The organism is Pseudobutyrivibrio ruminis CF1b, assembly GCF_000424005.1.
Classification (GTDB): domain Bacteria; phylum Bacillota; class Clostridia; order Lachnospirales; family Lachnospiraceae; genus Pseudobutyrivibrio; species Pseudobutyrivibrio ruminis_C.
Map to the genome: position 1 here is coordinate 40879 of NZ_AUJB01000011.1, position 15163 is coordinate 56041.

Annotated in this window: 16 protein-coding genes; 14 read left to right on the top strand and 2 right to left on the bottom strand. The window is 41.8% G+C overall.

Annotated elements, in window-relative coordinates; all coding sequences use genetic code 11:
* Positions 1-20 precede the first annotated feature (20 nt).
* The 10 genes from G592_RS0109930 to rpsI all read left to right on the top strand — a co-directional run bounded on the left by G592_RS0109930 (position 21) and on the right by rpsI (position 10135).
* Positions 21-1004 carry an AIR synthase family protein gene (locus G592_RS0109930; protein WP_028247692.1) on the top strand — a complete coding sequence of 328 codons (984 nt, stop codon included), beginning with the start codon at positions 21-23 and terminating at the stop codon, positions 1002-1004.
* A 115-nt stretch (positions 1005-1119) separates the two neighbouring features.
* Positions 1120-1602 carry an Lrp/AsnC family transcriptional regulator gene (locus G592_RS0109935; RefSeq protein WP_028247693.1) on the top strand — a complete coding sequence of 161 codons (483 nt, stop codon included), beginning with the start codon at positions 1120-1122 and terminating at the stop codon, positions 1600-1602.
* Positions 1599-2768 (top strand): pyridoxal phosphate-dependent aminotransferase, encoded by a 1170-nt coding sequence (locus tag G592_RS0109940; protein ID WP_028247694.1) that lies wholly within the window; start codon positions 1599-1601, stop codon positions 2766-2768. The genes G592_RS0109935 and G592_RS0109940 overlap by 4 nt, the downstream gene beginning before the upstream one ends.
* Positions 2769-2872: 104 nt before the next feature.
* Positions 2873-3370, top strand: a complete 498-nt coding sequence (gene trmL, locus G592_RS0109945; protein ID WP_028247695.1) for a tRNA (uridine(34)/cytosine(34)/5-carboxymethylaminomethyluridine(34)-2'-O)-methyltransferase TrmL — start codon at positions 2873-2875, stop codon at positions 3368-3370.
* 9 nt (positions 3371-3379) lie between these two features.
* Positions 3380-5149: an energy-coupling factor transporter ATPase gene (locus G592_RS0109950; protein ID WP_028247696.1), complete on the top strand. Its 1770-nt coding sequence runs from the start codon at positions 3380-3382 to the stop codon at positions 5147-5149.
* Positions 5134-5934 carry an energy-coupling factor transporter transmembrane component T family protein gene (locus G592_RS0109955; RefSeq protein ID WP_028247697.1) on the top strand — a complete coding sequence of 267 codons (801 nt, stop codon included), beginning with the start codon at positions 5134-5136 and terminating at the stop codon, positions 5932-5934. The genes G592_RS0109950 and G592_RS0109955 overlap by 16 nt, the downstream gene beginning before the upstream one ends.
* Position 5935: 1 nt before the next feature.
* The gene (gene truA / locus G592_RS0109960) at positions 5936-6670 is read left to right on the top strand and encodes a tRNA pseudouridine(38-40) synthase TruA (RefSeq protein ID WP_028247698.1); all 735 of its coding nucleotides are present in this window, start codon (positions 5936-5938) and stop codon (positions 6668-6670) included.
* Between the two features lie 147 nt (positions 6671-6817).
* Positions 6818-9055: a family 43 glycosylhydrolase gene (locus G592_RS17375; protein WP_081660386.1), complete on the top strand. Its 2238-nt coding sequence runs from the start codon at positions 6818-6820 to the stop codon at positions 9053-9055.
* 245 nt (positions 9056-9300) lie between these two features.
* On the top strand, positions 9301-9729 hold the full coding sequence (gene rplM / locus G592_RS0109970) for a 50S ribosomal protein L13 (protein WP_015550823.1): 429 nt from the start codon (positions 9301-9303) through the stop codon (positions 9727-9729).
* A 13-nt stretch (positions 9730-9742) separates the two neighbouring features.
* Complete coding sequence (gene rpsI, locus G592_RS0109975) at positions 9743-10135, top strand: 30S ribosomal protein S9 (RefSeq protein WP_028247699.1); 393 nt, start codon at positions 9743-9745, stop codon at positions 10133-10135.
* A gap of 156 nt (positions 10136-10291) precedes the next feature.
* Here rpsI and G592_RS0109980 read toward each other — a convergent pair whose 3' ends face one another.
* Entirely contained in the window at positions 10292-11344 is a 1053-nt protein-coding gene (locus tag G592_RS0109980) for a tyrosine-type recombinase/integrase (RefSeq protein WP_028247700.1), read from the bottom strand.
* A gap of 52 nt (positions 11345-11396) precedes the next feature.
* A complete protein-coding gene (locus G592_RS16210) occupies positions 11397-11912 on the bottom strand; it encodes a helix-turn-helix domain-containing protein (RefSeq protein ID WP_051194864.1) in 516 nt (171 codons plus the stop codon).
* Between the two features lie 162 nt (positions 11913-12074).
* On the opposite strand from G592_RS16210, the gene G592_RS0109990 reads away from it, so the two are divergent.
* The 4 genes from G592_RS0109990 to G592_RS0110005 all read left to right on the top strand — a co-directional run bounded on the left by G592_RS0109990 (position 12075) and on the right by G592_RS0110005 (position 15061).
* On the top strand, positions 12075-12311 hold the full coding sequence (locus tag G592_RS0109990) for a hypothetical protein (RefSeq protein ID WP_028247701.1): 237 nt from the start codon (positions 12075-12077) through the stop codon (positions 12309-12311).
* A 169-nt stretch (positions 12312-12480) separates the two neighbouring features.
* Positions 12481-13419: an AAA family ATPase gene (locus tag G592_RS0109995; protein WP_051194880.1), complete on the top strand. Its 939-nt coding sequence runs from the start codon at positions 12481-12483 to the stop codon at positions 13417-13419.
* A 108-nt stretch (positions 13420-13527) separates the two neighbouring features.
* Positions 13528-13761, top strand: coding sequence for a hypothetical protein (locus G592_RS0110000; RefSeq protein WP_028247703.1), 234 nt, complete (start codon positions 13528-13530; stop codon positions 13759-13761).
* Positions 13762-13981: 220 nt separating this feature from the next.
* The gene (locus G592_RS0110005; protein WP_028247704.1) at positions 13982-15061 is read left to right on the top strand and encodes a plasmid recombination protein; all 1080 of its coding nucleotides are present in this window, start codon (positions 13982-13984) and stop codon (positions 15059-15061) included.
* Positions 15062-15163: the final 102 nt, after the last annotated feature.

Here is a 15163-nt window from a genome sequence, read left to right on the forward strand (position 1 = left end):
CACAAATTTAGGACTTACTTATGGAAATTGGAAAGTTACCAGAGAGTGTGTTAAAACGCTCTGTTATTAAACAATTGCATGTAAAAAGACCTGAGGTGGGAAATGGCCCATCTATCGGTGAAGACTGCGCTACAGTTCAGATTGGTCCAGATGAGGAGATGGTTTTATCTACAGATCCTATTACTGGCACAGCTTCTGATATTGGAGAGCTGGCAGTGACTATTTCTGTCAACGATTTGGCCAGCGCCGGAGCAGAGCCTATCGGTATTCTTCTTACAGTTCTTCTTACACCTCGTATGCGCGAAGCTAAGCTTAAGCACATCATGGAACAGGTGGACGCTGCATGTAAGCGTTACAATGTTCAGGTTATCGGAGGTCACACAGAAGTTACAGAGGCAGTTAATCAGCCACTTATTTCTGTTACAGCTGTAGGTAAGGTAAAGAAAGGCCAGATGGTTTCTACAGGCGGAGCCAAGCCTGACATGGATATCGTACTTACAAAGTGGATTGGCCTTGAAGGCACATCTATCATCGCAAAGGACCACGAAGAGGAGCTTCTTACAAGATTGCCACAGTCCCTTATTGATACAGCTAAGGGCTTTGACCAGTACCTCAGTGTTCTTCCAGAAAGCAGAATCGCTGTGGAGCACGGTGTAGCTGCTATGCACGATGTTACAGAAGGTGGTATCTTTGGAGCACTTTGGGAGATGGGAGAGGCTTCCGGAGTAGGTCTTGATATTGATTTGAAAGCAATCCCTGTTAAACAGGAGACTATAGAAGTATGCGAGTTCTTTGGAATTAACCCTTACGAGCTTATATCATCTGGAGCAATGCTTATCGCTACAAATGATGGAAATGGATTGGTTCGTAAATTAGCGGACGCGGGGGTAGCATCCGCCATTATCGGGAAGTCCAACTCTACAAACGACAAACGTGTTCTGAATGGTGATGAAGTCCGTTTCTTAGAACCACCAAAATCAGACGCATTATACAGTGTAAATTAACAGGATGAACCAGTAGCTAACAAGCTATTAGATTTCCTAAGCGAGACATGTTAGTCGAGCGGGGAAATACTAATGCTTGTTAGTGTAACTGGTGGATTAGAAAGGGGATTTTATTATGAGAGAGAAGATTTTAACTTATATTGAACATAACAGCAGAATTGACCTTGCAGATCTTGCTATGATGCTTGGCACAGATGAAGCTACTATCATGAATGAGCTTGAGGCTATGGAAAATGAGCACGTAATCTGCGGTTATCCTACACTTATCAACTGGGAAAAAGCTAGTGTAGAGAAGGTTTCAGCTCTTATCGAAGTTCGTGTTACTCCACAGAGAGGAATGGGTTTTGACAAGGTTGCTGAGCGCATCTACAACTATCCAGAGGTTGATGCTGTTTATCTTATTTCGGGAAGCTATGATTTCATGGTTTCTATCGAGGGACATACACTTAGAGAGGTGGCAGACTTCGTTTCTGCAAAGCTTTCTCCGCTTGACTCAGTGCTTTCTACACAGACCAACTTTGTATTAAAGAAGTACAAGGATCATGGTATTATCATGGCAGAAAAGCATGTTGATGAGAGGGAGAAGGTGAGCTTATGAGAAACCCTCTGAATAAAACTATTACTTCAATCAAGCCTTCGGGCATTAGAAAGTTTTTCGATATTGTGGCAGAGATGCCAGATGCAATTTCACTTGGTGTAGGCGAGCCTGATTTCGATACACCATGGAAGGTTAGAGATGAGGCTATCTATTCTCTTGAGAGAGGCCGTACTTTCTATACTTCAAACTCAGGTTTGAAGGAGCTAAGAATCGAGATTGCTGATTTCTTAAAACGTCACTACGACCTTCACTATGATCCGCTTACAGAAATGCTTATGACTGTTGGTGGTTCTGAGGGTATTGACGTGGCACTTCGTGCAATGCTTGATCCAGGCGATGAGGTTCTTATTCCTCAGCCTAGCTACGTTTCATACGAGCCTTGTACAATTCTTGCAGGTGGTGTTCCAGTAGCTATCAATCTTAAGGAGGAGAATGAATTCCGTCTTAAGCCAGAGGAATTAGAGGCTGCCATTACAGACAAGACAAAGATTCTTATCATGCCATTCCCTAACAATCCAACAGGTGCTGTTATGGAAAAGGCAGATTTAGAGCCAATCGTAGAACTTGTTAAGAAATACGATTTGTTTGTTCTTACAGATGAGATTTACGGTGAGCTTACTTACACTGGAGAGGGACATGTTTCTATTGCATCTTTCCCAGGAATGAAGGAGCGCACTATCTATATCAATGGTTTTTCTAAGAGCCATGCCATGACTGGATGGCGATTAGGATATGTTTGTGCACCGGCAGAAATAGTTCAGCAGATGACAAAAATCCATCAGTTTGCTATTATGTGTGCACCAACAACAAGTCAGTATGCAGCTGTTACTGCTATACGAGACTGCGACGAGGACGTTGCCAACATGCGCGAGGAGTACAACGACAGACGTCGTTACCTTGTAAACCGCTTCAAGAAAATGGGAATCAAATGCTTTGAGCCTTACGGAGCATTCTACATTTTTCCATCTATTGCAGAGTTTGGTATGTCATCAGAAGAATTCTGTACACGTCTTCTTAAGGAAAAGGAAGTTGCCGTAGTACCGGGCACAGCTTTCGGCGAAAGCGGAGAGGGCAATGTGCGTATTTCCTACGCCTACTCCCTTGAAAACCTGAAGAAGGCCATGGATCGTATAGAAGAATTTATTAGAGAGTTGAGAAATAATTAAGGAGCAAAAACTAATTAACAATGTAATGGCATTCTGAACGAGACATGTTAGTCGAGAGAGGAATGACTATTCATTGTTAATGTAAGTTTTTGAGCAAAGACTATATGTTAAATATAATTTTACATGAGCCTGAAATTCCAGCTAACACTGGAAATATCGGACGTACATGCTGTGCCACAGGCACCCGCCTTCACTTAATTGAGCCTTTAGGCTTTGTCCTTACAGACAAGACTGTGAAGCGTGCAGGCATGGATTACTGGGACCGCCTTGAGGTGTTCCGTTATGATGACTGGGACGATTTCAAAGCCAAGAACCCAGATGCAAAGATTTACATGGCCACCACAAAGGCTAAACGTACTCATACCGAGGTGAATTACGAGCCAGACTGCTACATAATGTTCGGCAAGGAAAGCGCAGGCATCCCTGAAGAAATCCTTGTAGACAATGAGGAGAATTGCGTTCGTATCCCAATGGGACATGATATACGTTCTCTTAATTTATCAAATTCAGTTGCCATCATTTTATACGAGGCACTGAGACAGAACGACTTCCTCGGTTTGGAGACTGAGGGTAATTTACATAGACTCAACTGGAAGGAATAGTGGGTACCAATGTCAATTATCAAATCAAAGAATTTAGTTCATGAATATATAAGACGTGATGAAGAGGGAAACGTGGAGTCTATCCAGGTTGCCCTCGACCACGTTAATCTTAATGTGGAACCAGGCCAGTTTATCTCTATTTTAGGACATAATGGCTCTGGCAAATCCACTTTCGCCAAGCACATCAATGCACTTCTTACACCTTCTGAGGGCACTCTTTTCGTAGATGGAATGAATGTCTCAGATGATGAGTTCACTTTTGCAGTTCGTCAGACTGCAGGAATGGTTTTCCAAAATCCAGACAATCAGATAATTGCATCTGTAGTTGATGAGGACGTGGCTTTTGGTCCTGAGAACATCGGAGTTCCAACTGATGAAATTTTAAAGAGAGTTGAAAAATCTCTTAAGATGGTAGGAATGTACAAATATAAGAGTCATTCGCCTAACAAGCTTTCAGGTGGACAGAAGCAGCGTGTTGCCATTGCTGGAGTTATGGCTATGGAGCCAAAGTGTATTATTCTTGATGAGCCAACAGCCATGCTTGACCCTGATGGACGTAAGGATGTGCTTCAGGCAGTTCATACACTTAACAAGGAAAAAGGAATCACAGTAATCCTTATCACTCATTACATGGAAGAGGTAGTTGATTCAGATTATGTCTTCGTAATGGAAAAGGGTAAGGTTTTCATGGAGGGGACACCTCGTGAGATTTTTAAGGATGTTGACCTTTTAAAGGAGCACAGCCTTGATGTTCCTCAGGTTACACTTTTAGCTCATGAGCTTAGAAAGTCAGGACTTCCACTTCCTGAGTGTATTCTTACAAGAGAGGAGCTTGTAAACAGCCTTCTTCAGATTAAGAATTCAGGGGCAGCAGTTACAGCTGCGGCATCTCAGGCTACAAAGGGTGGAGCTTCTGCTATTAAATCGGCTACAAACGAATTGATTTTAGATCACGTTTCATATAAATACAGCCCAGGCACAGCCTATGAGGTTACAGCTCTTGATGATGTAAGCCTTTCTATAAAGGAAGGTGAGTTTATTGGAATCATTGGCCACACAGGCAGCGGCAAGTCTACACTTGTGCAGCACCTGAATGGTCTTATCAAAGCTACAGATGGTCACATCTATTATCGTGGCCAGGATATATACGATAAGGATTATGATATCAAGGAGCTTCGCACTCAGGTAGGAATGGTATTCCAGTATCCTGAGCATCAGCTTTTCGAGACTACAGTATTTAAGGATGTTCAGTTTGGTCCTAAGAATCAGGGACTTGATGAGAAGGAGCAGATTAAGAGAGCATATGAGGCTCTTGGCTTAGTAGGTCTTCCTGAGGAGTTTTATCTTGCTTCTCCATTTGAGCTTTCAGGTGGACAGAAGCGCCGTGCAGCTATCGCAGGTGTTATCGCTATGAAGCCAAACGTTATCATCCTTGATGAGCCTACAGCAGGTCTTGATCCTAAAGGCCGCGATGACATTCTTGGAATGATTGCAGATATGCACAAAAAACGCGGCGATACAGTTATTTTGGTTTCTCATTCAATGGAGGATGTGGCCAATTACGTAGACCGTATCATCGTTATGGATGCTGGTAAGCCAGCATTTGATGGCACTCCAAAGGAGGTTTTCGCTCATTACAAGGAGCTTGAGGTTATGGGTCTTGCAGCACCTCAGGTTACATATGTTATGAACGATTTAAAGGCAGCAGGGTTTGACGTTAGAACTGACGCAACTACTGTTGAAGAGGCAAAGGAAGAAATTTTATGCTACGTGAAATAACCTTAGGACAATATTATCCAGCAGAATCAGTGCTTCACTCCCTAGATCCACGTGTGAAGCTATTTGGTACGCTGATTTTTATAATTACACTGTTTTCAGCTAATAATGTGATACTTTTTGGTGCAGTGCTTATTACACTTATCGGTATTATCAAAATGAGTCATGTACCATTTTCATTTATGGTAAAGGGTCTTCGTTCAATTATTATTTTGTTGATAATCGCAGGTCTTTTCAATCTGTTCCTTACACCTGGAAAGACATTGGCATCATTTTGGATTTTTACAATTTCAGATGTAGGTCTTAAGAACGCAGTACTTATGACAAGCCGCATGGTACTTCTTATTATCGGTACATCCGTTATGACACTTACAACAACTCCTAATCAGCTTACAGATGGTTTAGAGAAGTCCCTTGGATTTATGAAAAAGGCAGGAGTTCCTGTTCATGAGATTTCCATGATGATGTCTATAGCTCTCAGATTTATCCCAATCCTCATTGAGGAGACAGATAAAATTATGAAGGCTCAGATGGCCAGAGGCGCAGACTTCGAGTCAGGCGGACTTATCAAAAAGGCAAAGAACATGGTGCCACTTCTTGTACCACTTTTTGTTTCTGCATTCAGAAGAGCAAATGACTTGTCTTTTGCAATGGAAGCAAGATGCTATAATGGAGGAGAGGGCAGGACTAAGATGCGACCTCTTAAGTACACATCCTTAGACCAGCGTGCCTACATTTGTATAGCACTTTATTTAATAGTTTTTTATTCAGCAAAGGTAATTTTATAATATGCGAGTAATGATTGTTGTGGCCTATGACGGGTCAAACTATTCTGGTTGGCAGATTCAGCCAAACGGAGTAACAATTGAACAGAAATTAAACGAGGCTCTTACAGATCTTTTGCAAGAGCCTATCTCTATTATGGGAGCTAGTAGAACAGATGCTGGTGTGCATTCCCTTGGAAATGTGGCGGTATTTGATACCACTAGCCGTATGCCAGCTGACAAAATCAGCTTTGCACTTAATCAGCGTCTTCCAGACGACATCGTGGTTCAATATTCCTGCCAGGTGGAGGATGATTTTCATCCTAGATATGCCGCCTGCCGCAAGACCTACGAATACAAGATTTTAAACCGCAAGATGCCAGATCCTACAAAGCGTAAGGATACATTCCATTACTACTATGACTTGGATGTGGAAAAGATGAATGAGGCAGCTGCATACCTTATTGGCCAGCATGATTTCACTTCATTTTCATCTGTAAAAGCACAGGTTAAGTCCCGTGTACGTACTATTTATACCGCAAAGGTTTATAAGGAAGATGATGTTATACACATTCGTCTCACAGGAGATGGCTTCCTTTATAACATGGTTCGCATCATTGCAGGTACTCTTATTAAGGTTGGTGCAGGAGAGATGGAACCAATGTATATGCTTGAGATATTCCGTGGTCGCAACCGCGAGCTGGCTGGCCCAACAGCTCCAGCACACGGCCTTACCATGATTGGAATTGAATACGAATAATAAATGTAATGTAAGCTTCCATGTTCGGAAGCTTTTTTACATGTTGGTGGAAATTTCGATGTTGCGCTACAAAATTATATAGATATGGTATAATCGTCATACAGGGAGTTATGAATAAAAATATAAGGGGAGAGAAAGGGAGTAATAATGAAAAAAAGAAGGGGGATGATTGGGTTGCTTGCGGCAGCTCTTGTTTTAGTTGGCATGAATCCGACTGTAGCAAAGGCTGATAATCCAATCGTACAAACAATCTATTCCACTGATCCAGCGCCTATGGTCTATGGGGATACTGTGTATGTGTACACAGGTCACGATGAGGACGGAGCCAAGTACTACGATATGAGAGACTGGCACTGCTACTCAACAAAGGACATGGTTAACTGGACAGACCATGGTGTAGTATGCTCGCTCGACACCTTCAGTTGGGCAAAATCTGATGCCTGGGCAGGTCAGGTGGTAGAGCGAGGCGGCAAATTCTATTATTATGTTCCTGTGATTGCAAAACAGGGCGGCAATTCTATTGGTGTGGCTGTATCTGATAGCCCAACAGGTCCATTCAAGGATGCACTAGGACATCCTCTATGTCAGGGTTACGGTTTTATCGACCCTACTGTTTATGTGGATTCAGACGGCCAGGCATATCTCTATTTTGGAAATCCAAATTTATGCTATGTAAAACTTAATCGAAACATGATTTCATATTCAGGTGGAATCAACAAGGTGAACACTACTACTCAAAGCTTTGGCCCTTATCCTGGACGCGCCAGCGCATACGAGGAGGGTCCATGGTTCTATAAGAGAGGCAACCTGTATTACATGCTCTTCTCTGGTAATGGTATTCCAGAGCACATCGCATATTCTACAAGCCCAACACCTACAGGCCCTTGGACCTATCGAGGTGTCATCATGCCTACAGAGGGCAGAAGCTTTACAAATCACTGCGGTGTAGTTGATTTTAAGGGTCACTCATATTTCTTCTATCATAATGGAGCTCTTCCAGGTGGTAGCGGATTTGCTCGTTCAGTAGCAGTTGAGGAATTTAAATACAATCCTGATGGAAGCTTCCCTACAATCAAGATGTCTACTTCAGGCCCAAATCCTATTGCAAACCTAAATCCTTACGGCAGAGTGGAGGCAGAAACAATCTGCTTCTCAAGCGGAGTAAAGACAGAGGCTTGTGGCGAAGGTACACAGAATGTAGCCTTCATCGAGAATAATGATTGGATCAAGGTTAAGAATGTTGATTTTGGTAGCGGCGCAAAGGCTTTCGCAGCAAGAGTTGCATCACCTTCTGGAGGAGGAACTATTGAGCTTCACCTGGATTCATTAACTGGAAGAACAATCGGCACAATAAAGGTTCCAAACACAGGCAACTGGCAGAAATATGTTACAGAATATTGCGATGTAAATGGAGTGAGCGGACGCCATGATTTGTATTTCGCATTTAAGGGTAATGGTGGATCCCTGATGAACTTTAATTACTGGCAGTTCTTCCCAGTAGAAGATAAGCCAGCACCAACTCCAACACCTCAGCCTCAACCAAGCGGTCAGAACGTAAATAATAACAGTACAGCTCATATTGATAATGGCTGGTATTATTTGAAGAATACAAATTCCCAGAGATATTTGGCTGTTGAGGGAGACAAGGCAGAAGCTGGTACAAACGTGTGCATCTTTAGGGGAACAGGTGCGGATGGACAGAAGTGGTATGTTGAAAACACATCTGACGGATATATCACATTAAAGTCAGGCCTTGGAAACTTCATGCTCGATGTGGCCAATGCAGAAAATGTGGATGGTGCAAATATCGGTATTTACCATGGATATTCAGGAGATGCCCAGAAATTTATAGTTAAGAATACAAAAAAATCTGGTGTTTATACCATCGGCACAAAGGTTTCCTCAGCTACTAAATATATAGATGTTTATGAACATAAAAAGACTGATGGTACTAATGTATGCCAGTGGCTATACTATGGTAATCCAAATCAGGAGTGGATATTTGAGCCTTGTCAGGCGCCAGGTGCAGCTCAACCTACACCACAGCCTACACCAGCACCACAGCTTACACCAACACCTTCACCTACTGTTAGCGGAAAGGGGCTCGAGGCAACTTCTACAGTAAACAGCTGGGGCTCAGGTTACACTGCATCTGTTAAAATCTCTAATTCTACAGGCCAGCAGGTAAACGGATGGACTGCAAAGATTAAAAAGAGTCAGGTGAAGATTGATGCCATCTGGAATGTAAATCTTAAGGAATCTGGCGATTACTATGTTATTACACCAGTAGAATGGAACGCATCTATTGGAAATGGTGGAAGTGTAGAGTTTGGCTTTAATGGAGCTGGCTCAGTTTCTAACAATATCACTATTGAAATTGAATAATTTTGGTTTATAATATGACCTCTGGCTGTTATAATACAACCAGAGGTTTTTTATGATTTTTTCTACTCCAAAACGTAAATTTTATATTGACGTCATTAGATTCCTATAGTAGAATGTCATAGTTGATGTAGTAAGGAGACTTGTGTCCATTAGCCCGGAGACAGGTTTTACTATAACTTTCCGAGACAGTGCCCGGACATCACTTTCTTGGAGCTTTTTCAGATTTATTTAAGGAGGAATTCTCAATGAATACTTATATGCCAAACCCATCTCAGCTTGAGAGAAAATGGTATGTAGTTGATGCAGAAGGACAGACACTTGGTCGTCTTTGTGCAGAAGTTGCAAAGGTTTTAAGAGGTAAGAATAAGCCAGTCTTCACTCCACACGCTGATTGTGGTGACTATGTTATCGTAGTTAATGCAGAGAAGATTAAGGTTACAGGTAAGAAGCTTGATCAGAAGATCTACTATCATCACTCAGACTATGTTGGTGGTATGAAGGAGACAACTCTTCGTGAGATGCTCAACACACACCCTGACAGAGTTATCGAGCACGCTGTTAAGGGCATGCTTCCAAAGGGACCACTTGGTCGTCAGATGTACACAAAGCTTTTCGTTTACGCTGGACCAGATCACAAGCAGCAGGCACAGAAGCCAGAAGTGCTTACATTTTAATAGGAGGTAGATCATGGCTAATACAAAGTATTATGGAACTGGTAGAAGAAAGTCTTCAGTTGCTAGAGTATATCTTGTACCTGGCACAGGTAAGATCACTATAAATAAGAGAGATATCGACGAGTACCTTGGTCTTGAGACATTAAAGGTAGTTGTTCGTCAGCCACTTGTAGCTACAGGTACTGTAGAGAAGTTTGACGTTATCGTTAACGTTAAGGGTGGCGGATACACTGGCCAGGCTGGTGCTATCAGACACGGTATCTCACGTGCACTCCTTGAGGTAGATGCTGAGTACAGACCTACACTTAAGGCTGCTGGATTCCTCACAAGAGATCCACGTATGAAGGAGCGTAAGAAGTACGGCTTAAAGGCTGCTCGTCGCGCACCTCAGTTCTCAAAGAGATAATCTTTCGAGATTTCAAAAGAACTTACAAACCTCAGAAACTCAGTGTTTCTGGGGTTTTTCTTTTATCTATAATTGTATTCAGTTGTGGTGAAACGCAGAAAATTTTGTACCGTAAACAGCGAGTAAACAGCAGGTAGACAGCAAAATTCTCAAGCCTTAGATCTTGTTAATTGCTTCTACCAGAGACTGGATATCAAGGTGTGTGTACACTTTCTCTGTCAGAGACATTGCTCCGGAGTGTCCTACGATTTTCTTTATCATTGTAGGATCCACATGAGCTTCCGCCAGCATTGATATGCAGGTGTGCCTAGTATCATGAGGATTGTGCTCCATACCAAGGTTTTCTATTAGTGGTGTCCAGTAGCTGTCTTTATAGTTCCTGTAGGTGAATTTTTTGTTGTCATCTGTGTGAAGAAGGTATTCACAGTCAGAGGATTCATACCAGGCTTTGTAGAATGGTAGAACCTTATCTGCTATAGGAACCTTTCTGATACCATTTTCAGTCTTACTTAGTATCACATCGAAATACTGTTCTTCAAGATGAACATTTTTCTTTTCCAAATCCAGTAGTTCAGATATTCTACAGCCGTTGTAAATCAGCATCAGTACTGTCTGGTAGAACGGATTATCCTTGAGTTCCCATATCCTGTCAATCTCAGCTTTTGAAAAGATATCTCTCTCAACCTTATTTGGATTTTTGTCCTTATACTTGAGGATATCTACAAATTCGGAATAGTCCTTGTTACAGATATCGTTCTTAAGGGCGTAATCATAGAGCTGATTGAAAAGGACTTTGATCTTACGGAGCGTAGGATAATTTTTTCCGCAGGTATCAATGACATTCTGAAGCTCTGCCAGCCTTATATCTCTAAAAGTTTTGTTGTAAAGGGTGCCACATACGTTATATGAGGCTGTATACCCATGCACATTGGATTTAGAAATGGTAGGATACTTTGCTTCAGACCAGGCATTATATACGTCTGTGAATGTCATTTTGGCTGCTTTTGTATCAAATGGATTCTGATGATAATCTGATAGCATTTGCAAGCCTTCCTGCTTGGTTTCAGCATATCCTATGACATTGTACGTCTGCTTTTTGGTACCTTTTTCCGGATCAATGGTCCATCCGGTGGTTACTCTTACCATATAGGGCTTTCTGCGTTTCCCGGACATTTTCATAACACTTCCATATCCGTTTGGTAATTTCAAGTTTTATAAACCTCCTTTGTGCTCAGGAAAATTTATGATTAAAGGTAAGACCTTAATCATCTGTCTTATCTGGCAGTGCTACATTAGCGTAGTATGCCAATTCTGTTTCGAACCAGTGGTCAAAACGATCTTTATTAGAAAAACCCTGTTCCAGGCTTTCCCATTCATCTGCATATCTTTCAAGGAATAGACATATATCTGCGTTATTTTCTGCCTGTTTGTCGTTTCCACTGAATTTGAGACTACAGCTCCATTCTTCTGTCTTAGGCGGACGTTTCACATCTACTTCGAAATGTAATCCTGCCTTCTTGTTTATCTCGTTTAAAACGTACAGAACATCAGATAGTGTTTCTAACCTGATGTTTTGCTTCTGATAGCCTATAAGCTCAGCCGGTGATATCTGAAGTATCCTTGCTATTTCATTGATAATGGCAATAGAAGGCTCTATCTCTCCACTTTCGTATTTTTGTACGGTTCTCATGGTTTTGCCAAGCTTATTGGCGAGATCGGTTTGGCTCATATGTAAAGCTTTTCGTGCTGACTTGATTCTATTTCCGATGTCTTCCATTATGACAACCTCCTTTTCCTGAATTGTAACACGTGGCAATACGAATTACAAGAGCGTAATGCGAATTAAATATACATAATAAAGTTTGACAAACGAATTATTATGTCGTATTATCAAAATACGAACTGGCAATTCGTATTTTACAGAAGGGAGGTGAGAAGTATGGAAGACAAGAAGCTCTATGTTGAACTACCAAGGTTTACCGGTAGAAATGTACCCATATCGGAGGTTGCAGAAGCTATGCACAAGGATGCACAGTTCGTACGAATAGGGATTCAACAGGGGATATTCAAGTTTGGATATGCCATGAAGAAAGAGAATTCCAGTGAGTACAACTACTATTGTCCGGACAGAAAGGTATGGGAAGAAATTGGTTACTTCAGTCCGGAAGCAGTGTAGGTAAGAAAAAAACTCTCTTGCTGGTAACAAGAGAGTAAGCAAATAGCCGGAGCTATTGTTAATTCGGTTGATTTAAGTATAGCAGTGGTTCCGGCTGAATTCAATCCACTATTAAGAATTGGAGGTGATTTCAGTGGATGCATGTAATGCAGAATTAAACATTATTCAGATGTCAGACATTGAATCTGAACAAGTTTCCTGGTTGTGGTATCCATTCATACCATACGGGAAGCTGACCATTGTGCAGGGAGATCCCGGCGATGGCAAGACAACCTTGGTACTAAACATTGCAGCAAAGTTATCAAAAGGAGTTCCGATGGATGAAGGGATGCAGTGTGAAGAACCAATAGACATCATCTATCAAACGGCTGAGGATGGATTGGCAGATACAGTAAAGCCAAGACTTGAAAGCGCCGGAGCGGATTGCACTAAAATCCACGTGATAGATGAGAGTGATAAGTCTTTATCCATGGTTGATAAGAGGATAGAGCAGGCATTGATAAGGACAAAAGCTAAGCTTCTTATCCTTGATCCCATACAGGCATATCTTGGAGGCGGAATGGATATGAACAGAGCGAATGAAGCAAGGGATATGACAAAGCGACTAGCAGCTCTGGCAGAGAAATACAAATGTGCTATTCTCCTAATCGGTCACATGAATAAAGCAGCCGGAAATAAGGCGGCATATCGAGGTATGGGATCGATAGACTTCTATGCGGTAGCAAGGAGTGTTCTCTTAGTCGGAAGAATTGAAGGAGAGCCAGACCTAAGGGCGGTTGTCCAAATAAAGAACAACCTGGCGGCTTTTGGACACTCTAAGGCATTCAGCCTAACGGAAGATGGATTTGAGTGGATAGGTGATTATGAGATTACAGCGGACGAGGTTCTGGGAGGAATAGCACCGAGAGCCAATAAGCAGGAGAAAGCAATATCTCTTCTGAAAGAGCTGGCTGAAGATCATAACATGATTCCAAGCACTGAAGTCTTCGAGATGGCCAAGGAAGAGGACATTTCCAAAAGAACCATGGAAATTGCCAAGAGAGAACTTGGTATCAAAGCCAAGAGAATCAACAATATCTGGTATTGGCCATTAACGGATTTGGAATAAAGGTTAAGAACGCAACAATGCAAGGTTTATAGACTTACAGCCTTAAGGTTGCAAGGTTGTAAAAAGATAAACACATTGCATTGTTGCAACCTTACAGAAAGGACGATTATGAAGAACATTCAAATACCACAAGAGTTATTTATTAGACTGATAAGATTTCATTTATTCGATATGGATGAGGATGCGGATCTTATCAAGAAAGGATTGGAGGATAAGATGGAACGATTAGCAAGGCATGAAATCTATTCGAAATCCAAGACAGCTTCTTCTGAAGAAGAGAAAGAAAAAGCTCGTCAGGAATACCTGGATATGGTCGGCATGCATCAGGATTTCAGATGGTGATTTCTTCCTTGGTGGATATGGACAGGAGCGTGCCACGCTCCAGTTAATATCAGACAAGGGAAGGTAAAGTTTGGCGGCGAGCGGAGCGAGCTTCCCCATAACGTGTCGTTATGGGTAACCCCCTATGGATAATGACATTACACATCATTATCCGGGGGCTCTCCGAGGGGCCTGCCGGCGGCTTTGCTAATTTGATTTTATCGCGAAAGGAGGGTTTACTTTGATAACACAAACTTTTCACATATCATGCAAAAAGCATTCTATAGCAAAAGTGCGTGATGTAGTTTCTGTCAGCAAACACAATCTAAGGCAATATCAGAGTACAGAATATAGCGAAGAAATGATTGAAGTGGTTGAGGGCAGCGAGGTAAATATCCTTGATGATGTAAAAGAGATTTACGACAAGGAATTTACGGAGGCTCTGGAGGAATACAATAAAGGTAAAAGGAACGACAGGCAGATATCCAATTACCTGGAATATGTATCCGAAAGCAAAAAGAATGATGTGGCAGTAGAGGTTATAATACAAACCGGAGATATGGAATTCTGGTCAGATAAGTCTCCAGAACAGTGGGAAGCAATGAAACCTCTGTTAAAGGAACAGCTAGAATTTGTTAAAGAGATTGTTCCGGAGTTCAAGATAGCTTCAGCGGTAATTCACATGGACGAAAATTCACCTCATATGCATGTTATAGGAGTTCCGGTGGCTACAGGATACAAGAGAGGTCTGAGTAAACAGGTTGCCAAGACCAAAGTCTTTGATCAGGAACGCCTTGAGGCTATTCAGGATAAGATGCACGAATTTGTATCAAAACAGATGAGTGAACATCCTGAGATCTTTGAAGGTGAGACTCTAAAACCTAAAGAGAAGGGAAGAAATAGTGATTTCTCAAAGGAGTTTTACCTGAAGGTCAAGCAAAAGGAGTATGAGGAGCTTGAAACCAAGTGTCAAGCCAAAGAGGAACAAATAGAAGCTCTTGATGATACAGCAGAAGTCATTAAGCAGGATATTAAAGCAACGGAACAGCAATACGTTGATGCAGTGGTCAATTCAGAGATGAAAAAAGAATTTATGAGATATGCATCACTTGAGAATCCTAAGACTACACTTGGAAAACTCGTATCCGGAGCATTCAAGAAATTCAAGGAATGGTGGGATAGAACTAGAAAGCCTGAGGTAACCGAAAAGGCTAGAACGAGTATCCTGGAACAGCTAAGGGAAGCTAGGGTTAGAGCTGATCAGCACAACGAACAGCAGATTTCAAAGCCACACAAAACGGACTTGGGAATGGAGAGATAAAATCTTCAAAAGATAGAGCAGGGGCGTGAAAACGTCCTTGTTCTATGTGTAAGAATATTGAAGAGGATAGAAAAAACACGTATAATCTAAAATGTTGGGTAT